The organism is Agrobacterium salinitolerans, assembly GCF_027498475.1.
In the GTDB taxonomy this organism is placed as follows: domain Bacteria; phylum Pseudomonadota; class Alphaproteobacteria; order Rhizobiales; family Rhizobiaceae; genus Agrobacterium; species Agrobacterium salinitolerans.
The window spans coordinates 839,609-865,022 of record NZ_JAPZLN010000001.1 but is presented as its reverse complement, the minus strand read 5'-3'; the positions used below and the strand labels follow the sequence as shown (position 1 = coordinate 865,022).

Annotated in this window: 26 protein-coding genes, 2 tRNA genes, 1 pseudogene and 1 other annotated feature; of the genes and pseudogenes, 9 read left to right on the top strand and 20 right to left on the bottom strand. The window is 57.8% G+C overall.

Translation table 11 applies throughout. From position 1 onward, the window contains the following. Window positions 1-6: 6 nt before the first annotated feature. From O9X91_RS04250 to O9X91_RS04230, 5 genes are all read right to left on the bottom strand, one after another. A complete protein-coding gene (locus O9X91_RS04250; protein ID WP_269834293.1) occupies window positions 7-1,020 on the bottom strand; it encodes a site-specific integrase in 1,014 nt (337 codons plus the stop codon). Between the two features lie 245 nt (window positions 1,021-1,265). Further along, the gene (locus tag O9X91_RS04245) at window positions 1,266-1,976 is read right to left on the bottom strand and encodes a hypothetical protein (RefSeq protein WP_269833456.1); all 711 of its coding nucleotides are present in this window, start codon (window positions 1,974-1,976) and stop codon (window positions 1,266-1,268) included. Next, a complete protein-coding gene (locus tag O9X91_RS04240) occupies window positions 1,973-2,830 on the bottom strand; it encodes a DNA adenine methylase (RefSeq protein WP_269834282.1) in 858 nt (285 codons plus the stop codon). The genes O9X91_RS04245 and O9X91_RS04240 overlap by 4 nt, the downstream gene beginning before the upstream one ends. After that, complete coding sequence (locus O9X91_RS04235; protein WP_269833458.1) at window positions 2,827-3,192, bottom strand: hypothetical protein; 366 nt, start codon at window positions 3,190-3,192, stop codon at window positions 2,827-2,829. The genes O9X91_RS04240 and O9X91_RS04235 overlap by 4 nt, the downstream gene beginning before the upstream one ends. A 130-nt stretch (window positions 3,193-3,322) precedes the next feature. Next, a complete protein-coding gene (locus O9X91_RS04230) occupies window positions 3,323-4,120 on the bottom strand; it encodes a hypothetical protein (RefSeq protein WP_269834281.1) in 798 nt (265 codons plus the stop codon). Between O9X91_RS04230 and O9X91_RS04225 the strand changes: the two genes are divergently transcribed. Further along, window positions 4,104-5,054 carry a hypothetical protein gene (locus O9X91_RS04225; protein ID WP_269833460.1) on the top strand — a complete coding sequence of 317 codons (951 nt, stop codon included), beginning with the start codon at window positions 4,104-4,106 and terminating at the stop codon, window positions 5,052-5,054. The genes O9X91_RS04230 and O9X91_RS04225 overlap by 17 nt on opposite strands. A gap of 15 nt (window positions 5,055-5,069) precedes the next feature. Continuing rightward, window positions 5,070-6,298, top strand: a pseudogene (locus tag O9X91_RS04220) (IS3 family transposase). Beyond that, window positions 5,351-5,467: a sequence feature (AL1L pseudoknot), on the top strand. (Overlaps the previous pseudogene by 117 nt.) A gap of 47 nt (window positions 6,299-6,345) precedes the next feature. Here O9X91_RS04220 and O9X91_RS04215 read toward each other — a convergent pair. From O9X91_RS04215 to O9X91_RS04205, 3 genes are all read right to left on the bottom strand, one after another. Next, window positions 6,346-8,262: an HAD family hydrolase gene (locus O9X91_RS04215; protein ID WP_142911513.1), complete on the bottom strand. Its 1,917-nt coding sequence runs from the start codon at window positions 8,260-8,262 to the stop codon at window positions 6,346-6,348. A 1-nt stretch (window position 8,263) separates the two neighbouring features. Next, window positions 8,264-10,018, bottom strand: coding sequence for a glycosyltransferase (locus tag O9X91_RS04210; RefSeq protein ID WP_161596339.1), 1,755 nt, complete (start codon window positions 10,016-10,018; stop codon window positions 8,264-8,266). A gap of 301 nt (window positions 10,019-10,319) precedes the next feature. Further along, window positions 10,320-10,520 (bottom strand): hypothetical protein, encoded by a 201-nt coding sequence (locus O9X91_RS04205; protein WP_142911511.1) that lies wholly within the window; start codon window positions 10,518-10,520, stop codon window positions 10,320-10,322. 634 nt (window positions 10,521-11,154) lie between these two features. Between O9X91_RS04205 and O9X91_RS04200 the strand changes: the two genes are divergently transcribed. Next, the gene (locus O9X91_RS04200) at window positions 11,155-11,724 is read left to right on the top strand and encodes a hypothetical protein (protein ID WP_077981742.1); all 570 of its coding nucleotides are present in this window, start codon (window positions 11,155-11,157) and stop codon (window positions 11,722-11,724) included. A gap of 90 nt (window positions 11,725-11,814) precedes the next feature. Here O9X91_RS04200 and O9X91_RS04195 read toward each other — a convergent pair whose 3' ends face one another. After that, window positions 11,815-12,168 (bottom strand): nuclear transport factor 2 family protein, encoded by a 354-nt coding sequence (locus O9X91_RS04195; protein ID WP_142911510.1) that lies wholly within the window; start codon window positions 12,166-12,168, stop codon window positions 11,815-11,817. Window positions 12,169-12,562: 394 nt separating this feature from the next. On the opposite strand from O9X91_RS04195, the gene O9X91_RS04190 reads away from it, so the two are divergent. After that, entirely contained in the window at window positions 12,563-13,165 is a 603-nt protein-coding gene (locus O9X91_RS04190) for a J domain-containing protein (RefSeq protein ID WP_077981744.1), read from the top strand. Window positions 13,166-13,184: 19 nt separating this feature from the next. Here O9X91_RS04190 and O9X91_RS04185 read toward each other — a convergent pair whose 3' ends face one another. Together O9X91_RS04185 and O9X91_RS04180 are read right to left on the bottom strand one after the other, a co-directional pair. Continuing rightward, window positions 13,185-13,793 carry a DUF922 domain-containing Zn-dependent protease gene (locus O9X91_RS04185; protein ID WP_142911823.1) on the bottom strand — a complete coding sequence of 203 codons (609 nt, stop codon included), beginning with the start codon at window positions 13,791-13,793 and terminating at the stop codon, window positions 13,185-13,187. A 159-nt stretch (window positions 13,794-13,952) separates the two neighbouring features. Beyond that, window positions 13,953-14,408, bottom strand: coding sequence for a PRC-barrel domain-containing protein (locus O9X91_RS04180; protein WP_077981745.1), 456 nt, complete (start codon window positions 14,406-14,408; stop codon window positions 13,953-13,955). A gap of 163 nt (window positions 14,409-14,571) precedes the next feature. On the opposite strand from O9X91_RS04180, the gene O9X91_RS04175 reads away from it, so the two are divergent. Next, window positions 14,572-14,997: a DUF1801 domain-containing protein gene (locus O9X91_RS04175; RefSeq protein ID WP_142911508.1), complete on the top strand. Its 426-nt coding sequence runs from the start codon at window positions 14,572-14,574 to the stop codon at window positions 14,995-14,997. A gap of 34 nt (window positions 14,998-15,031) precedes the next feature. Here O9X91_RS04175 and O9X91_RS04170 read toward each other — a convergent pair whose 3' ends face one another. From O9X91_RS04170 to O9X91_RS04160, 3 genes are all read right to left on the bottom strand, one after another. Beyond that, window positions 15,032-16,000 carry an alpha/beta hydrolase gene (locus O9X91_RS04170; protein ID WP_142911507.1) on the bottom strand — a complete coding sequence of 323 codons (969 nt, stop codon included), beginning with the start codon at window positions 15,998-16,000 and terminating at the stop codon, window positions 15,032-15,034. A gap of 55 nt (window positions 16,001-16,055) precedes the next feature. Continuing rightward, a complete protein-coding gene (gene uvrB / locus O9X91_RS04165) occupies window positions 16,056-19,034 on the bottom strand; it encodes an excinuclease ABC subunit UvrB (RefSeq protein ID WP_142911506.1) in 2,979 nt (992 codons plus the stop codon). 126 nt (window positions 19,035-19,160) lie between these two features. Continuing rightward, a complete protein-coding gene (locus O9X91_RS04160) occupies window positions 19,161-19,544 on the bottom strand; it encodes a winged helix-turn-helix transcriptional regulator (protein WP_142911505.1) in 384 nt (127 codons plus the stop codon). A 159-nt stretch (window positions 19,545-19,703) separates the two neighbouring features. Between O9X91_RS04160 and O9X91_RS04155 the strand changes: the two genes are divergently transcribed. Continuing rightward, window positions 19,704-20,315 (top strand): NAD(P)-dependent oxidoreductase, encoded by a 612-nt coding sequence (locus O9X91_RS04155; protein ID WP_142911504.1) that lies wholly within the window; start codon window positions 19,704-19,706, stop codon window positions 20,313-20,315. A 12-nt stretch (window positions 20,316-20,327) separates the two neighbouring features. Next, window positions 20,328-20,804 carry a nuclear transport factor 2 family protein gene (locus O9X91_RS04150; protein WP_142911503.1) on the top strand — a complete coding sequence of 159 codons (477 nt, stop codon included), beginning with the start codon at window positions 20,328-20,330 and terminating at the stop codon, window positions 20,802-20,804. A 67-nt stretch (window positions 20,805-20,871) separates the two neighbouring features. On the opposite strand, the gene O9X91_RS04145 is transcribed toward O9X91_RS04150, so the two are convergent. From O9X91_RS04145 to O9X91_RS04130, 4 genes are all read right to left on the bottom strand, one after another. Further along, window positions 20,872-22,236: a PepSY-associated TM helix domain-containing protein gene (locus tag O9X91_RS04145; RefSeq protein ID WP_142911502.1), complete on the bottom strand. Its 1,365-nt coding sequence runs from the start codon at window positions 22,234-22,236 to the stop codon at window positions 20,872-20,874. Between the two features lie 47 nt (window positions 22,237-22,283). After that, window positions 22,284-22,688: a DUF2946 family protein gene (locus O9X91_RS04140; RefSeq protein ID WP_142911501.1), complete on the bottom strand. Its 405-nt coding sequence runs from the start codon at window positions 22,686-22,688 to the stop codon at window positions 22,284-22,286. Between the two features lie 113 nt (window positions 22,689-22,801). Further along, a complete protein-coding gene (locus O9X91_RS04135) occupies window positions 22,802-23,194 on the bottom strand; it encodes an acyl-CoA thioesterase (protein WP_077981754.1) in 393 nt (130 codons plus the stop codon). A gap of 76 nt (window positions 23,195-23,270) precedes the next feature. Next, window positions 23,271-24,158, bottom strand: a complete 888-nt coding sequence (locus O9X91_RS04130) for a TrmH family RNA methyltransferase (RefSeq protein ID WP_142911500.1) — start codon at window positions 24,156-24,158, stop codon at window positions 23,271-23,273. 209 nt (window positions 24,159-24,367) lie between these two features. Between O9X91_RS04130 and O9X91_RS04125 the strand changes: the two genes are divergently transcribed. After that, a tRNA-Tyr gene (locus tag O9X91_RS04125) sits at window positions 24,368-24,452 on the top strand. A gap of 25 nt (window positions 24,453-24,477) precedes the next feature. Further along, window positions 24,478-24,551, top strand: a tRNA-Gly gene (locus tag O9X91_RS04120). Window positions 24,552-24,741: 190 nt separating this feature from the next. Here O9X91_RS04120 and O9X91_RS04115 read toward each other — a convergent pair. Both O9X91_RS04115 and O9X91_RS04110 read right to left on the bottom strand, forming a co-directional pair. Further along, window positions 24,742-24,936 carry a hypothetical protein gene (locus O9X91_RS04115; RefSeq protein ID WP_137410638.1) on the bottom strand — a complete coding sequence of 65 codons (195 nt, stop codon included), beginning with the start codon at window positions 24,934-24,936 and terminating at the stop codon, window positions 24,742-24,744. Window positions 24,937-25,064: 128 nt separating this feature from the next. Then, window positions 25,065-25,385: a BA14K family protein gene (locus tag O9X91_RS04110; protein WP_077981756.1), complete on the bottom strand. Its 321-nt coding sequence runs from the start codon at window positions 25,383-25,385 to the stop codon at window positions 25,065-25,067. Window positions 25,386-25,414 lie beyond the last annotated feature (29 nt).

The following is a 25,414-nucleotide window of genomic DNA, read 5'->3' as shown; positions in this document are numbered from 1 at the left end:
TTGTTGCTAGCGCGTTCCCTTGCTGATGGCGTCAATGACCTCCTGTCCGGCAAGATAATGACGCCGAATAATCCCTTCAGCCTCCTCCCGAGAATGGCCCGAGATCTCCGCAATTAGCTGTACCTTATCCTCATGCGAGCGGTTCAAGTGCGCGTATGCGTAGGTAATGGCCGTGCCCCGCAGGTCGTGGAACGTGACGCCCTTGATCTTCAGTCGCGCCATCTCTTTGCGCCAGGATGACTTGAAACCGCTGGCCGTCCAGTTCTGGCCGAAGGAGTTTACCAGCACGCGCTGGCGGCCGCTGTCTTTGGCGTCCTGCAATATCGGCAGGATTGCAGGGGCGGCTGTAATGCGCACGCGCGCACCCGTCTTTCCCTGCTTGATCGAGACGCGTTGTCCATCGAACGCGATCATGGGCATCGTGAGGATGTCAGCCTGCCTCTGCATGGTCCACAGGGCGATGCACGCCACGTTTCTGATGTGTGGCGCCGCTTTAGTCAGCACCGTGTTGATCTGGTCCATGGTCCAAACACAATCGCGCCTGGTGCCCTCGTGAAGATGCTCGACGCGTTCAAGAGGATTGCGAAGGATGATTTCATTATCCTTGGCCCATGCGAATACGCGCGCCAGCAGCCCCAGATGCATGTCAGCAGAGCGAGGGGCGTCCTTCATGGTGCTCGCCACTCGATGAAGCGTTTCCTGCTTCATGCGTTCATAGTCTTTCCGGGTAGTGACCGCGAGTTTTTTGTATTTCGCGGTCGCGCGGAAGTCGGCGATCAAGGATCCGACTGTACCCTGATAGGTGAACTTTTCCCTATGTTTTGTCAGCCGGATAAACTCGGCAGTGAAAGCCTTCGTGCCGGGCTTCGAAGTCATGCGCGGCGCGCCTTTTCCGCGCCATGCGTAGTAGTACGTGACCGTCGAGCCATCAGCGAGTTTGGCTTTAACCTCGTGCACGCCCACCAGCTTTCCTTCCATTTTCCCAGTCCCTCTAAGCCTTCTCACCGGCATCATCTTCACGATCGACAACAGCGAAACTCTTGGGGGCGAACTCGATCTCGCCTGACGGGTGCATGATGACCCGGACATTGTGCGCTGCTGCAGCTGACGCAGCATCCGCAATTTCGGATTTTGTGTAAGTGCGGGCTCTGCTCATGGAAGGTTGTCCACATTGTTTCCACAGGGCGCGATCATCGCGTCAATTGCGTCGATCTCGTCGGCAGCAGCGCGCAGACGTTGGGCAAGTGGCTTGTGGCCATAGCCTGTCACATTGCATTCGCTGAGCGCTTTAGCAGCCCTACCAAGCCGAGTGAAATCATCCCGCCATGCGTTGGTCGGATCGACACCAAAGGCAGCGGCGAAAAGTTCGATATTTTTCGATGCAGCCTCAGCGTGGCGGTTCTATTCTGAACCGCCCGTTCCAGCTCGTCGCTATAGCGCTCACGGTTTCTCGCGATTTCTTCTTCAACCCGCGCCCGCGCCTCTTTCGTCGCCTCGTTGACAAGAAGTCGCATCGCGCCATCGGCTCGACGCAAAATGCTTGCAAGGAAGCCGCGCGATATCGGAGCTGGGCTGTTCTTCTCTGCCTCGCGGATCGTTTTCCATGACCGGCCATCGAATTCGCGCAACCCCCACTGGGGCGGTAGATCGGACAGATCATCCACGACGCCAGGCGCGGTGTGTATCAACCAGCGATCGCAGTATTGCGCGACCGATTCCGCTTTTCTCGGATCTGCGGCCTCACGCTTCCAATCGGAACGGGTGACTTTGATCTCTACGCCGTGCAACTCCAGACCGCGAGACGGCCAAAGCGACATGATGACGGCGTCCGCATAACGGCGAGATCCCGATCCAGTCGCGTCGGCAACTTCCCACATGATGGCATATTCAGGTTCCGCCCAGCGCTTTGACATCCCGTTTCGGATGTCCATCGATGTTAGCTTGATGGGCTTCGTTTTTGCGACAAGGTCAGTCATGCGACACCTTCAATGAGCAGTGGGATCTGGATAGCGTCGAGACGATCTCTGCCGGCCGGGTTAACCCAAAGAACCTCTGTGCGAGTGCGGGCGCCGTCCGCCAGCGTTGTGCGTGTCACCCGCTTCCAGTCAGAAAGCGCGTCGTCATAAAGCTCGGAGGCATAGCCGGAGAGAACCACCATACCCTCTACTGCGCGCAACTGCTCAAGCAGCCGAACGTGGTCATGATCGGTCATCTCAAATTCGTACGTGTGTCGAGGTAGTTTGCCGTTCCCGCCCAGGTCACGGCTGCTGTGGACATAGGGTGGATCGACGTAAAAAAGCGTCTCAGGACCGTCGAATTTCCCGATGACGTATTCGGCTGGCCTGCTCTCGATGACGACGCCACGCAACCGCTCGATCAGCGCAGGCAGACAATCGGGATAATTCTCCCAGTCTTTCGCCGGCGGCCCACCACTTCGGTTGCTATCGTTGCGAAAGCCCGTGGTCCTGTTTTTGACGGCATCACCACCGAAGCCAAGGAATGACCTCGTCACCAGGCGACGAGCCCGTTCTACCGGATCGTCGTGCTTTTCATACGCAAGCGCGAACTCTGTGCGAGCGAATGGAGTAAGCCGAAGCGCTTCAACGAGTTCGCCTGCGCGGTCGGATCGCATAACGCGAAACAGGTTTACGGCCTCGTCATCGAGGTCGTTGTATACTTCGGCATATGATTTGTGTTTTCGCAGCAGCACTGATGCGGCGCCGCCAAAAGGCTCGACATATGTGCGGTGATCAGGAAAATGACTGATGATCCATGGAGCAAGCAGCCACTTGCCGCCGTGCCACCGCATTGCTGGTCGCGTTGGGCTCATGCCGCACCACCTGCCTGACGGCGCTGGGCGGACTTCAATTTCACATATTCGATAAAGGACATGCTCCCGTCGCAGTCGAGCCAATCCCGGTATCGCTGCTGCCCGCGCGTGAGCTTTGGTGGCGTCGGGCTATGCTCGCGAACCGCGCGCTTCCCGGCTTCCGTGACCCAGAAAGCGTCATCGCCACCAGCAAGGGGATGGCGCTTCCGAACGCCCATATAGCCGGCCTCAACCAGCGCCACGCAGTTGGAATGATCCGCGCTGCCCTCACCGGTCACGAAGTGGTTGCGATAGAACGTGCCTCGCCCATATTCGTCGAGGCCGAGAGAATGCTGAAGAATGTGGAGTTGGTCAGCGTTCATCGCTGTGGCCCTCCTTTGCGGGAGGATGATTAGTTCCAAATTCATCGTCGTAGGACGCGCCCGCCTGGTGAACGGCGACCTTCGCATCGGCTATGATCTTATCCAGCTCCTTCAGGCCGGCGTAACCGTTTCAGCAGTTGACGGGAAAATCCGTGTCCCATTTGATGAGGCGTTGAGAGATATCCAAAAGCTTACTGCCGGCTTCAACGCGGGGCTGACGTTCCGCCACGTCCTGCACCTGTGCGGAAAGGGCGATATAGTTGCCCATGTCCTCGTAGTCGGTCGTGTCCCAAACCGCGCCAATGCCGCCGCATTCAAAACAGCCACCGCCGAGATGGCATTTCAGCGTGTCGCTAAACGGGCCCGTCGGATATCCTTCGTTGCTCTCATGGCAACCTGTGCATGTCCGCCATACACCTTTGCCGTAGGCGAGAGCATCGGGCACACCATTCAGCTCCAAAGCCTTCACGGTCACGGACGGTTCGGTCTCATCGCAATCACGGCAAATCTGGTGGCGAGCTTCCTTGCCTGTACCGTTGCAGATTTCGCAGCCCGCGTCCTGCACCTGTGCGGAGAGGGCCGCGATGGAGAAGTCGAGCGCCCATTGCTCATGCGGTCCAAGCATCTTTTCTTCGCGCTTAAACCGTTCGAGGAAATAGATAGCCCTGCCGGGTGTCATCTCTCCCACGGTTCCTTCCGGCTGTTCCGCCTTCACGGCCACGGATGGTGCGGGTTCCTGTGGGCGGTCATAAACGGGGAACGCGCGAGGATCATCCTTATCGCTGATCCACATCGCGCCGAACGGCACATTCTGGACAAAGGTCTGTTCCCCATGTCGAAGATAGGCGACGGGGTCGCAGGAAGCCGTGGCCGCTGCCAGACCGGCCTCGTATCCTCGCCTGTAGGTGGCGATGAACGTCTGCGACACGATTAAAGCCGGAAAGCCGACATATGAGTGCGGCGTCTGGGTCAGTGGTGCTGATGATCACACAGAGGTTCTGAAAGAGTTCGAAGATGCGATGGCAGGCTATGGCCTGAACCGTCGCGGCTTGTCCGGTGTCATAGCTGGCACACCGCAAATCCCGGTTCTTGGGATCACCAAGGATGATCTCGATATAGGCCGCGACAGTGAATACCAGTTCCGCAAATCTGCTTTCGAGCGCTACAACCACCTATCAGGTCAGTTCCTTTCTATCGAGGATCAGTGGAACCCGCAGAGTCTGAAGCCGGTCTATTCGAATGCAGATGTGGCCGCCGACGGTCGTAATAGGCAGACCAACAATGACTTCCTTCAGGTCACCGACCCCGATATCGCTCAATACCTTCTGACGATCCGGTATCGGCAGAACCGCATGGGCGGCACGGCTTCCTTGCCTGTCAGCCTGCGCGTCAGCCTGAAGGTGCAGGAGGGCGAATGGATCGTCTGGAACGGTCGCACATGGATGATCTCGGAATGGCAGTGTGACGAGAGTTTCAATATCACGCTGAGGCTCTCAGAGGTCAGTGCCGAAATCTACGACGATGGCAGGATTGATCCCGGGCCGGTGGTTATCCCGCCGACGCCTCCTGTCAATCCATCGATCCTGACCACGGTCCAGAACTTCGGCATCGAAACGGGCATGATCGAGGGCGCCGAAGGGTTCCAGACGCCAGTTCTCCGGTTCGCCTGGGATCCGTCGGAAGACCCTTCGATTATAGAAGTCATCTTCGAATATCGCATCAGCGGTCAAACAACCGTCTACACTGACGTCTGCAAAGACCCGGAGGCTGGCGTATACCAGACGTCCAAAGATGTGATCTCGGGTGTTTTCTATAACGCTCGGGTGAACCGCCCCGGGTTTGCCGGAGGCTCCAACTTCTGAGAGAGTGGAGCCGATATGAGCAAGACAACGAACAAGTTTTCACCTGAAGTCCGCCAACGCGCCATCCGTATGGTGCTTGATCGCGAGGCAGAGCACCCGTCGCGGTGGGCAGCCGTTTCATCTATTGCGGGCAAGATCGGTTGCTCGCCAGCCACTCTGCATGAATGGGTGAAGAAGACCGAGGTCGACAGCGGCAAACGAGCAGGCTTGCCGAGCGACGCGGCCGAGAAGATGAAGGCTCTTGAGCGGGAGAACCGCGAGCTTCGTCAGGCCAATGAGATTTTGCGCAAGGCGTCTGCTTATTTCGCGATGGCGGAGCTCGACCGCCCCTTCAAACGATGATCTCGTTCATTGACGAACACCGTAGCGTGTTCGGGGTCGAGCCGATCTGCAAGCTTTTGCCGATTGCCCCATCAACCTACTACGAGAACGTCGCCAAGCGCCTGGATGTGGACCGCCTGTCGGTTCGCGCCCGCAGCGATATCGGCATGAAGATCGAGATACGCCGGGTGTTCAATGAGAACTTCCAGGTCTACGGCGTGCGTAAAGTCTGGCGGCAATTGCAGCGAGAAGGCTACGACATCGCCCGCTGCACGGTCGCTCGGCTTATGAGGTCGATGAGCCTACAGGGGATCATTCGAGGAAAGCCGGTCCGCACGACATTCTCGGACAAGGCAGCCCCGAGCCCGCTTGACCGGGTAAACCGCCAGTTCAAAGCCCCAGCACCAAACAGGCTGTGGGTTTCGGACTTCACCTATGTCGCGACCTAGCAGGGTTTCGTCTACGTGGCCTTTGTGATCGACGTCTTTGCCCGGCGCATCGTTGGCTGGCGGGCGAGTCGGACGGCACATGCGAGCTTTGTCCTCGATGCCCTTGAACAGGCACTTCATGATCGGCGTCCCGTTCATGGCGGTGGGCTCGTGCACCATTCGGACAGGGGCGTTCAATACGTGTCCATCCGGTACTCCGAGCGGCTGGCAGAAGCTGGCATCGAGCCTTCTGTCGGGAGTGTCGGCGACAGTTATGATAATGCCCTCGCCGAAACGATCAACGGTCTCTACAAGGCCGAGGTCATTCATCGGCGCGGACCATGGAGGAACTTCGAAGCGGTGGAATTCGCAACTCTGGAATGGGTCGACTGGTTCAACCACCGACGACTTCTGGAGCCCATCGGAAACATACCGCCAGCCGAGGCTGAAGAACGCTACTACGCCATGCTGGACGAACCAGCCATGGCCGCATAACTCAAACCAAATGGCCTCCGGCAAACCCGGTGCGGTGCATCGTGCTACTAGCTATTCAGTTTGTCGAATGCCGCTTTCCAAAAGGCATCTTGTCTTGCGCGAGCCAATCTACGTTTCGATTTGCGTGTTTTATCGTCCTGTCTGGCGGCGAGTGTCAGCCGTGAAGACGTAGCGCCCGCCGTGTCCGAATGAGATAAACCAGCTAATAGCCTCATTTCATCTGGCGAAGGATCTGTCACCAACCTTTCGAACGGTGAAACCCATGCCGTCGACGACAGTATCTCTGGGCTGAAGATCTCCAACAGATAGGCGTGGTCAGAGACGAATTTCCGCACGCCTTCCTGGACCTTCATCGCCTTTTCGCGGTAGTCTGCTTCTTCATCCAACAGCGGCTCTAGTACTGGCACGATTGTGCCGTCTTCATCCTCACGATATCCAAGAGTGGTCCCGTGGTCGGCAGTTAACGCGAACTCAAGCAGCTCGACGCCGCCAGACTGAAGGTACTGTTCGACAAATTGGTTCGTGCCGTAGTTCGACATCCAGCCGGACATATTGAGGCCGATGTCTCGATTTGGCGTCGCAGATGAATGCAGGCCAATATAGAGACCAATCACCTCTTCCTTCGATATCTCTGGGGCGATCGTTGACACTATGTAGCGCTGAATGTTTCCATTCCACCCTATGTCAACAATGCCGGTCTTCTTGCTCTTTTGGAAATGGCTCTCAAAGTATTTCTTAAACTGACGCCTGTTTGCACACGACCTGCTCAAACCGTGCTGGAATGTAGTAGTCACTAGCGAATGAGCTGCCACTCTTTTCGGTTCGTCAACGACTGTGGTTTCGTCGAACCCGAAGCGCTCGAGCGTTGGGGCTAGAGCTTTTGCATCGTAGCCTATGGTTTCCAAGCACTCGCCCATTGGTTTCGACACTTTTCCTGTGAAGGCTGCCCAGGCTTGGCTGATATCCCATTCTCGGAGGCCAATCTGGTACCCGGCCCTACGCGAGAAGTGGATATACGACGTCGTTGTGTGATTGAGGCCAGCAGTCTGCTTCAAGTCGTCGAACAACTGTCGAGGGAGCCATCCATCTCGGGCCACAAACACTAAATGATCGAGCTTGGCTTCCCTCACTTTGGACATCAGCCATACGATGTAGCCGAAAATTAGCGGGCCAAAACTCTTATAGCCAATCCCTTCGTACTCGCCCTCGGGAACCAAGTGGCTAAGTTGAGAAAGATTAATTGAATCGATAATGCTACGGGCCAGATACTCGCGCTGCGGAAACGCCGATACCTGTCGACGGTTGTCAATTCTCGCCCAATCTGCGTGCGTGGTGCTCAGGCCGTGCTCTTTAGCTTTGGTGATGTCAGCGTGGACATTGTCTCCGACATGCATCCACCTCTCCGAGAAAGGAACGCCAAGAGCCAGCGCGACTTCCTTGTAGAGCGCACCGCTATGCTTACTCTTGCGGTGTTCGCCCGAAACAAATGTCGGTATCGAGGCTGCGCCATCGAAACCTTTTTCCTCTAAGGTCTGAGTGAGCCACGCACTTGGCAAATACATATCCGATATGAAAGCAATTTTTTCGGATTTTTGTCTTAGATCATTGAATGCCGCCATCCCTCTCGGACTCGAAAAAAGGAACCTTTTTTCAAGGGCGAGCTCTGTCGATTGCAGCATTTGCCGAACGTCGGCAGAGCAGCCGGTTATCTCCTGGTATCTGTCGTAGATTTCATCGAAGCTAATCTCGCCTTCGCCCGAAGTTTTTGATGCGATGATCTCTCTCGCCTCGGCTTCTGCCCTGATCCGATGATGGGTAAACGAGGAGATGATGTCGTGATTCAGCAGCGCAATCCGCGTCTGAAGCGCGGACTGCCGCACCGCTTCAAAGACGTCCACGGGGGCTCGTAATCTCCGGTGCACCAGAGTGTCAAAAATGTCGAATGTAACAATGTCATAGGTCATTTCAGTTGCCCCGTCTCAGTACGAAATTTCTGACTTTCCTGAATGTCGAAGACAGCTTCTTGCGCCATTTCGGGCGTGAAGCTTTCTGGGAAACCATCGATTCCAGCGTGTGAAGACGACTTAATACGCCACCGTATTGATCTTGTGACTGCTCTTGCAGTTCCATCGGGATTGTAAGCAAGAACCGGTTTGAGCCGTCGGGTCCGGCTGATTTTCTGATCAGCTCATTTCGAATTTTTTGCGAATACAGTCGGTGACGGCTAGCTCCAGCGTGCACCGTATTTCCCATCGCACCTGTGGCGGACACGCGGTGATGGTAAAAACTGAGATACTCGGGTAAAATCCAGACATCGTGCTTGAGAACAAAACGAGAGTGAAAGTCCCAGTCTCCCAGTACAGGCAAGCTTTCATCAAATAGGCCAAGTTCGCGGGCCGCCGCCAGCTCGAACATAAACGCGATCGGAGGGAATTGATTTCTGACCATCATTTTCTGAACGCTTAGAAAGCCCTCATCAAGACCGTCAGAATGCCATGACTTAAACGGCTCTATGCGCTCGATTGTTATTTCGTGGCCAGTTACTGTCTCATAGACCGTATTGAGCCTGCACACTACGCCCTTGATCGAAGGGAATATCGCTTTTTTTGCGACAATAGTGGCACTCATGGAAGACATAAATTCAGGAGCCAGACTGTCATCGTCGTCGTGGATAAGAACATAATCGGTGCTCAGGGTCGCGATGCCAGCATTAGATGCGGCCTCCATCCCTTTGGATCTATCGTGATGAACCACCGTGACTCTGTCGTCGCCGGCGAATATCTTTTCGACAAGCCAATCAACGTCAGTTGTTTCACCTCCATCATTCACGATGACCAGCCGCCAGTTCTGATATGTCTGATTTTTTACGCTCTCTAAAGCTCTGCGCAACAAGACCGCCCTATCCTTTGTTCTCATGACCACACCTATAGATGGGGTCAGTGAGGAAGATGAGTTGCGGGATGTAATCTGGGCAGCTTCTGTGTTGTTTGGCTTTGAGAAAATTCTGGCCTTATCAACAAATACAAGGTTGACGTTCGTTTTAGCGAGCAGCGTATAGCCAACGCTAATCATGAATTCTGTGATCTGCGCCGCATTATCGGTGATGAAGTGTTCGGACGGCTCAGCCTGCACAACGGCTGGACGCCATCTATGCCAGTCGAGCGCCTGCAGCAATTCCAAGTCCATGCCCTCAACATCGATAGACATGTATAGCGGCAGGACCTCAGAGAAATAATTCTCAAAGATCTGATTTATTTGAATGGCTGGGATGCTGACTACTTCCTTGAGCCCAACCCTTCCTTCTTGCCAATCTTCCACAAAGTCTTTCGACAGCGATGACAACTCGCTTTGATTGGAAATGAAAAGCTTGACCTCTGACTCATATCTCGCCGTCACAGCGCGATTAACGACAACATCGCCGCTCCTAGCCCTCTCCAGCTCGGCAATCAAAGACGGATTGCCTTCGATGAGGACGCCACTCATGGACGCTTCTTTTCGGAGTAAATAGGTCGCGCTAGTTGCTACCGGGTGATTGGCCCCGATCTCCAAGTATCGTTGAGAGCTAAGATCGAACGATTCGCGCTGCGCAAGTGCGCGCAATATTGAAAGGACGATGACGTCCTCGGCGCACTGCGCAAAGTGAGGGGTTGCTGCGACTTCAATATCTGGACGAGAAAGCGATAAAGCGTCGATTTCATTGTACACGAACTGGTTAATCAATTCTCGGACTCCAAATATTCTGCACTGGCAGCCTCGGTACGAGGATGCTGGCAGGTGATGTTTGGAGCCCATTAAATCAATTTCTTTTTTAGTTCCAGATTGGACGCATCAACAACGTGCAATTTATATTCGAAAGTTGTAAATGAGCCTCACGGCGGATAGTTCTTGAGTGAAATGGAAGCTAATTCCCCTTAGACGTGTTCCGCCTGGGATAGTTTTCCAAGCAATATCAGGATGAATTGCCGGCCTTAGGAAGACTGAAGCCAAAGCCTCTCCACTTCATGCAGCCCGGATGATCGCATCAGTGGTTTTCATGAATGCCGTGGCCGACCTTATTGGTCTGGTCATCATAACCGTATCTCTCCATAAGCTCGACCTTCCGGCGCTCCATCTCGGCAATCACCTCCGGGTCTTCAAAAGGCCTGCTCATGTTGGTGTAGGGCGGGCTGAGTTTGGAATCTCCTCGTCTCCCACATCGATTACAGACGAATCTGCGGTTCAAATAACTCTCATTCGGATTGATCTTTGATAGGTCCACTTCGGCGCTGCGATTACACGGCGTGCAATAAGGCCGTGATCGAGTAGGCTTGAATGTAGAGATATCCAAAGGTTCCGGTGCGCACGGGCTTTCCCTCCGGTGACAGAGTTTCGTTTTGCCGCATGACATGGAGCGCACCGCCCAGCGCTGGTGCTGATTATGGGATCGGCGGGGAGGGAGTCAACGGCTTATCCACAGATGCCGTTTTCTGTGAATTTCATTTCACAATTCGATGTTGACGTAACTGGAAATATTGGGCGTTTATGGGCTGCATTTTACAGCCAACATGGTGCCGCCCGCCTGAAATCCTTGATTATGCGATGGGATTTGTAATCAAGGGGTCGCGGGTTCGAACCCTGCCGGGGGCACCAGTAAAATCAATCCCTTTATCTTGAAATCTATTTGCTTGAACGCGCCGCGTGACGGGCGGGCTTTGCGGCTTCCGTCCTGCCAGTCCCGCGGGACTTTCGCTTCAGGAGGCCGCTCCTTCCCACTATAAGGCGAGATCGGCAAGGGTGGGGCGTCCGCCAGAGTTGTAAAGCCCGAAGGTTTAAGCATATTGTTCGGCGGATAAGTTGAGCAACAGCGGGCGCTTTCAATGGATGCATATGGTCATTTGCGGATATTGGTAAGCCTCATCCTCGGTCTGGCCATTACCAGGGTGTTGTCCGGACTTTCCAGAAGGCTGCAAGAGCCGCAGAAAACCGACCGTATGCATGCGCAGATCGTATGGTCGATTGCCCTTCTTCTTGGAGCTGTCCATTTCTGGTGGTGGGAGTTTGCGCTGCGGCTCATCCAGAACTGGAATTTCTGGATATACATCTTCGTTCTGGTCTACACGTCGCTTTTCTTTTTGATGTCGACGCTGCTTTATCCCGATCACATTCAGGAATTGTCCGAACGGGAAAGTTTTTTCGTGCGCAGGCGACATGCGTTCTTTGCCCTGTTTGCCGCCTCGTTCGTCTTCGATCTGGTGGACACCTACATCAAGGGCAGGGAGCATTTCGAACAGCTTGGGCCATGGTATCTGGCAAGGATAGTCGGCGGTCTGCTGATTGCTGTCGTGGCGATGAGAACCGATAGCAGCCGCAAAATCATGTGGCTCGGTGTTATCTGGCTCTTCTTTAACGCCCTCTGGATAACGGCGATCTACAGCGACCTGTTCTAGTTCATTCAGCGGCAGAATAACCGGATCGCGAGCCGCGGCTGCAAGTAGAATGCGCAAGCGCACAATGCGGGGTGGCGGTTTCGACGAGGCCTACGGCTTTATGTGATAGAGCTTGTGTACGATAAACCAGTTGCCGTCGCGTTCCAGCAGGGAGAGATATTCGTAAAAATCCATACCGTCGAAACGGGTCGTCAGCTTCACAGAAGCGCTGTCGCCTTCCTTGTCGATGCCCATGATTTCAAAAGCGGGATCGTGATCGGGCAGGCCGCGTTCGCTTTTGTGCAACTGGTCGACAAAATCCTCCAGGGACAACCATTCGATTTCGCCTTCGAAGGTTCCGACGATGCTGGCGCGCGGATCGAAAACGTCGCGCATCAGGCTCTCATCCGCATAGGCCATGGCATGGACATAGTCCGTGACGGTCTGGGTAATCGTTTGCGGCATCGGATCGTCCTCCCTCCCAATCCAAAAGCCAAGCTTACACCCGTTGGCGTCTTTCCACCATAACCCCCTGAAAACGCGCCTGTTACGCTTCTCCCGGTGGTGTTTTCCGGCCGGTTGCGGCAGGCGCTGTGCAAAACCGTGTGGCATGTTTTGCACGGCTTTCCACAATTTTGTCCCGCCTGTCATTATAGTCGCCTTGGGTCGGACAAATTTCGGCATCAAGGGCTTTTCCGTCCGTTGCGATGCGGCGTGCCGCGAGGCTTTGTGTAGGCTTTGCCGGTTTAACCGCAGGGGCGGGGTGCCGCGCCGGGCGGAATTGGCCTATGATCCGCCCGCGTGCCAGACGGGAGCGGTGTTGGCGTGCGGGTAACAGTTTGCGTTTGAAGGTGTTTTTGTGATTGATCCCTATGTTTTGCTTGGCGTGGAGCGCGATGCCGACGAGGCGGCGATCAAGTCGGCCTACCGCAAGGTGGCCAAGGCCGCCCATCCCGACAGCGGTGGCGATGGCGAGCAATTCGCGCGCCTGCAGACGGCCTATGAGCTGCTGAAGGATCCGGTGCGCCGCAAGGTATTCGACGATACTGGCTACGATCCGCAGCTTGCCGACGCCAAGGACCTCAAGGGCCTGCTGATGCTGGAAACGCTGGTGAATGAATTCATTCTGGATGAGCGCGAACCCGGCAGTTTCGACCCCGTGGCCGCCATGCGCCGCAAGCTGACCGACGATATTCTGAAAAGCCGTTTCCATATTCTCGAGCTGGAACGGCATCGTACCCGGGTTCGCAAACATATGGACCGTCTGGGCCGCAAGCCGGAAACCGATGTGCTGAGTTCCATGCTGCGCGCCCGCAGCCAGTCCATCGCCGAAGCCATCCGCAATGCCGAAATCCAGATCGAGGCGATCGAGCAAGCCTATACGATGCTTGAAGGTTATTCCTACGAGCTGGAAAGCGTGACGCTGGCCGAGCCCTTGCTGAAAGGCGAGGCGGCCGAATAGACGACCGTTCAGGGGCCGTTCAGGGGCCGTTGACGAGGGTGAGGATGAGTTGATGCACCCGCCCGCCGGGAGAAAGCTCGTCCCGGTCGAAATCGCGGCCGCGCTGGCGCTGCTCGTTGGAAAGCTCACCCAGGCGTTGTTGCAGAACGGCGCGCACCTTCTGGCATTTTGGATCGTTCTCCGCCCGCAGCCCTATGCTGAAGGCTTCGATCTTTTTCACCATGTCGAGAATGTGGTCACCATGGACGCGCTCGTGGGTCTCCACGCCGGAAATGAAGCTCCTCCAGCTGGCGGCGACGGCGGGCGGCAGATTGGCGGGCGCTTTCGGCCAGGTGTAGATGATGGTGAGATTGGGCCTCGCGGTGGCCAGCACGCAGGCGCCATCCGGCTGCGGACGATAGTCCCGCCGCCATGTCAGCTTGAAAGTGGTGTGGGCAATGGCCTGCACGCCGGCGGTCGGACCGCGCTCGCCGATCGACTGATAAAGCGCACCGCCCGTATTGCCGCTGATGGCATAGGTTTTTATCTGCTCGGCCGGTTTCCAGTCGGCCGCCTGCGCTGACAGCGGCAGGGCGCAGAGCGCGATGGTGGTGCTGATGGCAAAGGAAAAGAGGCTATTGGCGGGCACGCAACGATCCTTGGTGATTTGCGCGCCGAAGATAGGCGAGAGGCGCGCCGTCAGGCAAGTGCCGTCCGGCGGCGAGCGCCGGGTTTTCCGATAACTCGCCACATATGAAAACCCCCGCGACAGTGCGCGGGGGGACAAGCTTGCGGACTGCAGGGGTAATCAGTCGTCCAGCTTGTCGTAATCGAGCTTCGGAGCGTTCTGAAGCGATTCCTTTGTGGTGTCGACATAGGCCTTCCAGGTACCGTTGTCGTTGTGAACAGCGACGGAAGCCGGGTCGAGGACCACATAGCTCTTGTCGATGCCGAGGAAGCCGCCGACGCTGGCGACCAGACCGATCACCGACTTGCCGTCGCCGATGACGACATCTTCGATTTCACCGATGTTTTCGTTCTGGGCGTTATAGATGTCCATGCCATCGAGCTGGGAGGCGGTAAGGTCGGTCTTCTGAACGTTGACGAACTTCAGCGGGGCGCTGGCCTTGGTGCCCATGGTAATACCGGGGCCGGACAAAGCGGCGTCCGCGCCGGCAGCAGGAGCAGTCGTGGCCGTCTGGGCAAAAGCCACGGAAGAGGAGAGCGCTGCTGCCGCAGCGAGAGCGATGACATTGATTTTCATGATGTTTCTTCCCTTTGTATGCTGAACGTTGCGTTCGGGGAGGAAACGATGGGTGGCGGATTTGGTTCCTCATGGGAGGACAGGAAAATTTCGTCTATGTTGAAAGCCGGAACAGAGGCACAGCAGGTCGGGAGTGGCCTCGCGGCGAAATCAGGAGGGCATCATGGCAAAAAAGGTTACGGAAAAAGACGCGGAGGAGATCGCGGCCTCCGACCTCATCGACCGAAAAATTGCGGAACTGGCCGACTGGCGCGGCGATACACTCTCACGCATCCGTGCGGTGATCCTGAAGGCCGATCCAGGGGTGATTGAGGAAGTGAAATGGCGCGGCGTGCCGGTCTGGTCACATGCCGGAATCCTCTGCACGGGTGAAACTTACAAGAGCGCCGTGAAGATGACATTTATGAAGGGCGCTTCGCTTGAAGACCCGGCCAGCCTGTTCAATTCCAGCCTGGAAGGCAATACGCGGCGGGCGATTGATTTTCACGACGGGGATGTCGTGAATGAGGAGGCGTTGGCGGGGTTGATACGGGCTGCGGTGGCGTTGAACCTTGCGGAAAAGAGCGGGAAGAAGCGGCCCATGAGATGATCGATCTGTCTCGTTTGAGAGGGTGGGTCGCACCTCAATCCCCGGCGATATCCGCAGTCTTGTCCCACTCCCCATCGATAAACTTCAGTGCATCGATGATCGAAACCTTCCACACCGACCAGACGTGATCGCCGTCGGTCACCCGCAGCTCGGATTTGCGCTTGTCGGCCTGCAGCGTCTCGTGCAGGGCGATGGCGCCGCGCCAGAGGAAGAAGCCGTCATCATCGCCGACGGTCAAATAGGTGGCGGGCAGATCCTCGTTTTCGGCGACATGCTGGGCGACGAGGGTGAAGACGTTTTTCTCGTTAAAGAGCCTCGCATCGAAAGGCGTGCCGAAGGCCCCGGAGAAATGGTCGCCGGTGGACGGCAGCACGATGCCGCTGGTGATTGTGGTGCGGTCGACCTGATGGAAAAAGGCGCTGTCCTGAATGAGCTTCAATTCGGCGGGCGTCTTGTCGAGATCGGAGACGGGGACGTTCTGCCAGATGGCGCCGGACAGGCTGGCGACGGCGCCATAGAGGTCCTCATGGCCATAGGCCAGATGCAGGGCGCCGAAACCGCCCATGGAAAGGCCGGCAATGGCACGGCCTTGAGGATCCTTGCGCACCGGCAGGGTTTTTTCGATCTGGTGGCGCAGGTCGCCGGTCAGGGCGGTTTCGTAGTCGCCGGGGCCGCCAACAGCGGCGGAATCCACATACCAGCTGTTCTTGACACCGGGCATGACGACAACCAGCGGCCGGATGGTGCCGGCTGCGATGAGGGTGTCGAGCGTTTTTTCGATATTGCCGAGATCGCGCCAGCTGTTCTGGTCGCCATCATGACCGTGCAGGAGATAAAGCACCGGCCAGCCGTTTTCGGGCGGTACACCATCCGGGCGGTAGATATTGACGGGAAGCGGCGCGTTCAGGGCCGCGCTGTGGAAGGTGGCGTCTTCGATCTGGCCGGCAAGCGCTGAGTTACCGAACAGGAGAAGGAACGATGCGGCAAGGTAATGTCGATGCATATTCCTTCCCACCTCCAGCGTCGTTAACTGCATCCTTGCAACCTTCGCATACACCTTACCGCCCCGGCCGGCCCGTCTTGCCCTTGGTTCGGCTCTTGCGCTTCTGCTCCCCGGCATCCTCATAGGAACCCGCACCGATCTTGCCGCGGACCAGCGGTCTTGGATCGTCCGTGGTCCGTTCCGGCTGGCCCTCCATAAGCGGTGAGAAGCGTTTTCCGGCCTCGGTTTCGGGCTTGTCGGGCACCGCGCCGCGTACGGGCTTTTCGGTTCTTCCCACCGTCATCTCGTCCAGCGTGTTCCTGCGGAACAGCGGCTTTCCGGCGTCCGAGCCGGGGCCCATTTCGTCCAGAGAGGGCTTGGCGAAGAGGGAGTTGCTGCTTTCGTTCGCGGCGTTACCCCCCTCTGTCCTGCCGGACATCTCCCCCTCAAGGGGGGAGATCGACTCGTGGCGGGCGCTCGTTCCGTTTTTCTGGGACTTGCCGCCACCCTCGAGCGATTTGGCCTCTTCCTTGGCCATGGGATCGTCCATGGTGGCGAGTTCGGCGGCCTTGAGGCGTTTGATTTCGTCGCGCAGGCGGGCGGCTTTTTCGAAGTCGAGATCGGCGGCGGCGTCGCGCATGGATTTTTCCAGCGCGTTGAGATGGGCCTGCAGATTGTTGCCGACCAGATGGCCGCCATCGGCGAAGCCCTTGCCCGAAGTTCCGGAAATATCGGCCCTTACGTGGTCGCGCTCATAAACTGAATCAAGAATATCGGAAATCTTCGCCTTCACCGATTCCGGCGTGATGCCGTGTTCGGCATTATAGGCCATCTGCTTCTCGCGGCGGCGGGCGGTTTCCTCCATCGCCCGCTTCATCGAGCCGGTGATGTTGTCGGCATAAAGGATGACCTTGCCGTCGACGTTGCGGGCGGCGCGGCCGATGGTCTGGATCAGCGAGGTTTCCGAGCGCAGGAAACCCTCCTTGTCGGCATCGAGGATGGCCACGAAACCGCATTCCGGGATATCGAGACCCTCGCGCAAGAGGTTGATACCGACAAGCACGTCGAAAGCGCCAAGGCGCAGGTCGCGGATGATCTCGATGCGCTCCAGCGTGTCGATATCAGAGTGCATGTAACGGACGCGGACGCCCTGTTCGTGCAGATATTCGGTCAAATCCTCGGCCATGCGTTTGGTCAGCACGGTGCAGAGCGTGCGGTAGCCCTTGGCGGCGGTCTCGCGGATTTCGCCGAGAACATCGTCCACCTGGCTGCGGGCGGAGCGCACCTCCACCGGCGGGTCGATCAGGCCGGTCGGGCGGATGACCTGTTCGGCGAAGACGCCGCCGGACTGTTCCATCTCCCATGAGCCGGGGGTAGCAGAAACCGCGACGGTGAGCGGACGCATCGCGTCCCATTCCTCGAAACGTAGCGGGCGGTTGTCCATGCAGGAGGGCAGGCGGAAGCCATATTCGGCCAGCGTCGCCTTGCGTCTGAAGTCGCCGCGATACATGCCGCCGATCTGGCTGACGGAGACATGGCTTTCGTCGATGAACAGCAGGGCGTTGTCAGGGATATATTCGAACAGCGTCGGCGGCGGCTCTCCGGGGTTGCGGCCGGTGAGATAACGCGAATAGTTTTCGATGCCGGCGCAGGAGCCGGTGGCTTCCAGCATTTCGATATCGTAGCGGGTGCGCTGCTCCAGCCGCTGGGCTTCCAGCAGGCGTCCGGCTTTCTCAAGCTCGGCGAGGCGGCCCTTCAACTCTTCCTTGATCGACTTGATCGCGCCATTCAGCGTCGGGCGGGGCGTGACATAGTGCGAATTGGCGTAAATCTTGACCGATTGCAGGTCGCCGGTCTTCTGGCCGGTCAGCGGGTCGAATTCGGTGATGGAATCGATCTCGTCGCCAAACATCGAGATGCGCCATGCGGCATCCTCTAGGTGGGCGGGAAAGATTTCGATGGTATCGCCGCGCACGCGGAAGGAGCCGCGCTGAAAATCCATGTCGCGGCGCTTGTATTGCTGGGCCACAAGGTCGGCCAGTAGCTGGCGCTGGTCCAGCCGGTCGCCCACCTGCATCTGGAAGGTCATGGCGGTGTAGGTTTCCACCGAGCCGATACCGTAGATGCAGGAAACGGAAGCGACGATGATGCAGTCATCGCGCTCCAGCAGCGAGCGGGTGGCGGAGTGGCGCATCCGGTCGATCTGTTCGTTGATCGAGGATTCCTTCTCGATGAAGGTGTCGGAGCGCGGCACATAGGCTTCCGGCTGGTAATAATCATAATAGGAGACGAAATATTCCACCGCATTGTCGGGGAAGAAATTCTTGAACTCCGAATAGAGCTGTGCGGCCAGCGTCTTGTTGGGGGCAAGGATGACAGCCGGGCGCTGTGTGGCCTCGATCACCTTGGCCATGGTGAAGGTCTTGCCCGAGCCCGTAACGCCGAGCAGGACCTGGCTGCGCTCACCGGAATTGATGCCTTCCACGAGGTCGGCAATGGCGGTCGGCTGGTCGCCGGCGGGCTGGTAGTCCGAGGCCATGCGGATGGCGACGCCGCCTTCGGATTTCGGCGGACGGGCCGGCCGATGCGGCGTCCACAGCTTGCCGTCCTTGAACAGCGGATTGCCGCTCTCGATCAGCTTCGACAATGCATCCACGGTTGCGGTGACGGCGCCCGGCGCGAGGTTGGCGGCCTCCTCCAGAGAGACATCCATGCCTGCTACCGGGTTAAGACCTGCCGCAGCGCGGGTTTTCGGGTCGCTCGACGCGCCGATGGAAACGCCGCGCGCTGTCTTGGAAGCCGTGGTGTTTTTAGCCGTTTTGCTGGCCGCTTTTTCCGCTTCCTTGCGCGCTTCGATCTCGATCTTCTTGCGGTGCTTGCCGGCTTTCGAGGCGATTTCTCGCTGGGTTTCCACCGAGCCCGCTTCGGCTTCCGCCTCGAGCTGCTTTACCCAATCGGCGACGCTGCCGCTGAGCGGCGCGCCTTCGAACGACGATTGTGGAGCTTCCTCGAAGCCTTGACGCGAGGAGGTGGTGTTTTTCGGTGATCTGGCCATCGGCGAAATATGGAGGGAGTCACGCGCAAAGAAAAGGGGAGGCGGTGAAAAAATGAGTACAAAAAGGAAACGAAGCGGCGGAACGAAATTCGAATGGATGCGTTGCGTGGCGGCTGGAGACGTGCCTCAGCCGCGATTGTCGCTTTCCGAATATTCCAAACGCGCCTTGCAGATGCGGACATGGTTCTCATCGGCCCATTGCACCAGCAATTGCATCGGCACCAGAAACGAGCGGCCGAGATTGGTCAGCTCATATTCCACGCGCGGCGGTACCTGCGCATAGAGCGTGCGGCGAATGAAGCCGTCTTCCTCCAGCCGCTTCAGCGTGCGTGACAGCATCTGCTTGGAAATATCATCGATCCTCCGGTTCAGCTCGTTGAAGCGCAGAACGCCGCCCTGGAGGGCTTCGAGAACCAGCAGGCTCCATTGATCGCCGATGCGGTCCAGCACGTCGCGGATGGGGCAGGGCTGTTCGAAAGCGAAGATTTCCCTGGTCTGCGTATCCGGCATTGTCCTTACCCCCTTGCCCGTTTTTGGGTACCTTCAAGGTCATCGCCGTGTGACCAGATCACCGGCCCCTGACTTCTTGCGGCAAACCTCGCGATACCATAGCTTTGCTCTACGGTCTATTATTTAGACTAATGACGATAACAGCAGAGGAAACAAGCCATGGCTAAAATCGCACTCATCGGCGCTTCCGGCAATGCCGGATCCCGTATCCTGAAGGAACTTTCCGACCGTGGACACCAGGTCACGGCGATCGCCCGTAACCCCGAAAAGATCGCCGCCCTGCCAAATGTGGTGGCAAAAAAGGGCGATGTCTTCGATCAGGCAGCGCTTTCGGAGCTGCTGAGGGGTCACGATGCCGTGATCAGTTCGGTACACTTTACCGCCAGCGATCCCGCGACGCTGATCGAGGCCGTCCGCGCCTCTGGCGTTTCCCGTTATCTCGTGGTCGGTGGCGCCGGAAGCCTTGAAATAGCTCCCGGCCAGCGAGTGGTCGACCTGCCGGATTTCCCGGCCGCCTACAAGGCCGAGGCAACGAAGGGCGCGGAATTCCTGGATCGGCTGAAACAGGAAAAGCAGCTCGACTGGACCTTCCTGTCGCCTCCGGCCGAATTCGTGCCGGGCGAAAGAACCGGCAAATTCCGGATCGGCAAGGATACGCTTCTGAGCAACGAGCAGGGCAGCCGCATTTCCTTCGAAGACTACGCCATCGCGCTTGTCGATGAAATCGAGAAGCCGCAGCATTCCCGCCAGCGTTTCACCGTCGGTTATTGAGAGGTATCGCCCATGAATTTTGTGACACGTCGTCTTGCCGTCGCCACCCTTGCCCTTGCACCCGCGCTGCTGGCCGCACCGGTTCTGGCGCAAACCGCAACGCGGGATTTCGCGCAGGAAGAGGCCAACCGCAAGCTGGTGATCGAGTTTTACGACACGGTCTTCAACAAGCATGAAGTGGAGAAGGGAGCTGCCGTCCTTGTCGACAGCTACAAGCAGCACAACCCGATGGTGCCGGATGGCAAGGCGCCGTTTGTTAATTATTTTACCGGCTTCTTCAAGGAAAACCCGCAGTCGAAAGCGCGGATCGTGCGTAGCGCCACGGATGGCGATCTGGTCTATCTGCACATCCATTCGACGGAAAATGAAGGCGATCGCGGCAGGGCCATCGTCGATATCTTCCGCGTCACCGATGGCAAGATCACCGAGCATTGGGACGTGATCCAGCGTGTTCCGGAAACAGCGGCGAACAATAATACAATGTTCTGAGGGCCTTCGCGGTCGCATTGCCAATAGCAGGGGAACAGCCGGGATTTTCGCCCGGCTGTTTTCATTTTCAGATTGCACGTCGTTTCTGGCGCGACTGTACGATCAAATCCAGCACCAGCATGGTCAGCAGGCTCGCGCCCACCAGCGGGAAAATGACGCCGCCGATGGCGAGTATGGCGAGCAGACCGTACAGGACGCGTTTTTCCTGCGGCAAAGGCGGCACGCCGAGTGACCCTTTCGGACGGCGTTTCCACCACATGACGCCGGCAGACACGGCAAGCAGCACAATGCCGATACAGGCCGCCAGAAGTACGATCTGGTTGGCAAGGCCATATTGCTGGCCCAGATGCACGTTGATGCCCCATTCCAGCGCCTTGCCGAGCGGGCCGTAATCGGCGTAGCTCATATCGATCAGCGGTTTGGCGCTATATTGATCGAGATGGATGACACGTTGCTGCGCCAGATCGTCGGGATAGACGGAGCCGCTATAGACGCCCGTCGGTTTTCCCGGCAGGGCGACAGCGTAACCGGCGGCAAGGCCGAGCGCGTCGAAACGTGCTATCGCCTCGTCGATCCCGATTGGCTGGCCTGCGGCGGAATGGGTGGATTCCGGTATTTTCGCCTGCTCCAGCGACCAGCTCGTCTTCGCGACGTGGTCGAGATGGTCTCCCGACATCGGAACATCGGTGCGAATGCCCGCCGGATATCCGAAGTTGCTACCATTCGCCCATTCATTGACCTTGGCGCCCCAGACGCCCGACCAGGGCATGCCGGTGACCGCAAGGAAAACGATGAAAAAACCGACGAAAATGCCGGTGACGGCATGGGTATCGCGCCAGAATACCCGTTTTTTCGGTGTGCCGCGCACGGTCACGACACCGCCGGTCTGCTTTCGCGGCCACCAGAGATAGATGCCGGTAGCGACAAGAAGGATGGACCAGCCGGCGGCGATTTCGATCAGATAGCGGGCATAGGTACCGAAATATTTGAGGCTGTGGAGATAGCGGATTGTCCACATGACGGTGCCACGATCCGGGAGGGAACCGGCCACCTCTCCGGTATAGGTGTTGACATAGACGGCCCGCTTTCCATCCGCCGTATTGACGGTGATTTCCGTCGACGCGCCCGGATCGGCGGGGGTGGTATATTTGACGGCTGTGCCGGGAACGACCGCAAGCGCTGCGGCCACGATCTCGGAAGGCAGGGCTTTCGGCGCGTTTTGCACCACCTCCATACGCTTCAGGTCCGCATGGATGAGATTATCGAACTCATCCCGGAAGAGATAAAGCGCACCGGTGACGGCGAGCGATATCATGAAGGGCAGGACGAGAAGACCGGCATAAAAATGCCAGCGCCATACGGCGCGGTAAAGATTTATGGACGAGGAATGCGCAGGCGCACGCTCGCCTTCGAAAGAGGTCGTAACGGACATGGATGTCTCCGCAAGAGAATTGATTTTCCGGCAGGCCGGACAGTGTTCTAGCGCTGCGGAGCGGAGGGAGGTGCGCGTGGGCGCGATTCCAGATTGGGCGGCGATGGCGGCAACGCCGCGTCGACGTTCAGGAAGGCGACTTCGACCGCGGGGAGAATATTGTCCGCGCGCTCGATGGGAATAACCGGAAGAGCGGCGGCCGTGGCCGAAGCCAGACGGCAGAGCGTGCCGCAGCAATCGTCGCCTATCTTGCCGGCCGGGTTCTGTTTGCCGGAGCCGCCTTCCGGCATATGGCTGGAGCAGATGACTTCATCCGCTGCGAGCGCGGCCATCGCCATGTTGCCGCTGGTCAGACCGTTGGCGAGACCCTGCAAAAGGAAAAGCAAAACCGCCAGCATGGCGATGGCGCCAGCCGAACTTCTGTCTTGCATGATCCTGCGAATGAATCCCATGCAGTCGCAATGTCACATTTGCGGAGAAATGTCACCGCGACACAATGACGGCAGGCTGCTGGCGCGCTTGCCGAGCATGCGGAGCGGCGCTGGACCCAGCGCCGCTCCGCCAATCATTCCGCTGCCGGAATGGGAGTGGGTTGTCCGTTCTCGTCCATCGCCACCATGATGAAGGTTCCGGCGGTGACTTTTTCCAGCTTGTCATAACGCGACCGCTGCGCCCAGGCTTCCACCGTCAGCGTGATGGAGGTGCGGCCAACGCGGGCGATATCGGTATAGATCGACAGGGTATCGCCGATCTTCACCGGCAGCTCGAAGGCCATTTCCTTGACCGCCGCTGTGACCACGCGACAGCGGGAACGCTCCGCGGCGCGGATGCCGCTCGCCAAGTCCATCTGCGACATGACCCAGCCGCCGAAAATATCGCCGGCCGGATTGGCGTCGGCCGGCATGGCAAGCGTTCTGAGCGTCAGCTCGCCGGTCGGTTTGATGGTCTGGTCGGTCATGTTGAGATGTGCTCCATGCGAATGACAAAGGCGCAGCATGCGTTGCGCTTTGCGATTTCGCAAGGAAGGGAAAGCGTCAGGACGACGCTTTGCCCAGAAATTGCTGCGTTGCATAAAGGGCGATGGCTGCCGCATTCGAAACGTTGAGCGATTTGATCTCGCCGGGCATATCGAGCCGGGCGAGCGCCAAGACGGTTTCGCGCGTTTTCTGGCGCAGGCCCTTGCCCTCGGCGCCCAGTACCAGCGCGATTTTATCACCGCTGAAGGTCTGTTCGATAGGGGCGGGGCCTTCGGAGTCCAGGCCGACGGAGAAGAAGCCGAGCTTGTGAAGTTCGCCCAGCGCATCGGCCAGATTGGTGATCTGGATATAGGGAATGAGTTCCAGCGCGCCGGAGGCCGATTTCGCCAGCACGCCCGACTCGGTCGGGCTGTGGCGCATGGTAGTGATGACGGCGCCGGCGTTGAAGGCGACCGCCGAGCGCATGATGGCGCCGACATTGTGCGGATCGGTGACCTGATCGAGCACGAGGATGAGCGGGCTGTCCTTCAGCGCGCCGAGACGCTTGACCGGCAGCGGCCGGGTTTCCAGCATCACGCCCTGGTGGATGGCCTCGGGGCCGAGCACACGGTCGATATCCTGAGGGGAGACCATCTCGACCGGGAAGGGCTGGGCATCCGCCTCGCCGATATCCAGCCGCGCAAAGGCGTTCTGGGTGACGGAGAGCTTGACGATCTGCCGTTCGGGATTGGCGAGTGCCGCACGCACGGTATGCAGGCCGTAAAGATGCACCTGGTCGGGCGCAAGCTGCGGCGGCTTCCAGTCGTCTGCGCCGCGGTTCTTGCGCTTCGGCTGCTGCGGGGTGGGAATCTCGCCGCGCTCGCGCTTGGCGTCGCGCACGGCGCGGCGCAGGTTGGCATAGTGCGTGTCGCGGGTGGATTTGTTCTTGGGATCGTCTTTGCTCATGGCGCCTTATATCTCCGGGACGAGGCGCGCACCAGCCCCCGCGATAATCCACAGGGCGGTAAAGAGGTTTGAATTTTTTCCCGAAAATTCGTGAATGGGCGTGTTGACAGAAACGAACGAGGCCGTCATATACGCGCCACAGACGACGCAACGGCGCTTCGCCGCAGCGAAATCTGAAGAGCTTGGTCGCTCGATCCTAGCAGAAAGCTGGAGGGATGCCCGAGTGGTTAAAGGGGACGGACTGTAAATCCGTTGGCTACGCCTACGTTGGTTCAAATCCAACTCCCTCCACCATTCTGCACGGATCGAAATCACCACCGCGGGTATAGCTCAATGGTAGAGCAGCAGCCTTCCAAGCTGAATACGCGGGTTCGATTCCCGCTACCCGCTCCAGCGCTCTTCCCATCATCACTCGATCTTCTTTTCCGCTTATTTCGTCGCCCTGTTTTTTTCGGCGGAAACATGCGCCCGTCTTTGGGCACTTTTCGACTGTTGACACTTTTCAACTGTGGGATGGCGTTCCGCCTGCGCTTTGCGATGGGGTCTGACTGCATCTGTGGGTTTTGGCCATGCTCAATCGTCTTCAGTATGCCTCAAGGGCAGACTGGATTCGCAGTTTTTCCGCGTCCAGCTCGCTCAACCGTCCCATATGGGCCGTAATTTCCTCAAAGACCGAGGTCCGGTCCGTTTGCGACAGACGCTCAACACGGCGCAGGGCGGAAATCACCTCGATCAGGTCAAGTCGCTCCTGCTCCAGCTTTTCCAGATTCCATAACATCGCGTTTTCCCCGTTGGCAGCTGCATGAACGGCTTGCAGGGATAAAGGTTCAGATCAATAGAATTTAAGGTAAATTTTATCTTCCCCGCATCGGCCCGGCTGGAGATCCAGCCCAGGCCTCGGTCTTTTCAATAGGGCGAGCGGCATTGCGTTCGTGTCCCGGCAGGCGCCATATAGCTGTTATCCGTGGGGTGATAGGACGTGTAACGCGCCGCACACCATTTTATATGGTTGATCTCGGCTGGCGACAAGGCGTAGCCGTTGGACACGGCCTCTTCACCTTTGCCCGCTGCAAAGGCAGAGGCGGGATAGCCTCGCTCATCTGAAGCCTGTGCCTGAACTTTGTAGGCCGGCGGTATGAGGCTCAGCGCGTTGGCGGGAACGACCGCAGCGGCAGATATCGCGACGCCAAGAGCGAGCGCGGAGATGGTCTTCGGCATCCTCAACATCGATAAATCCTCGTTATTCGTTCGGTATG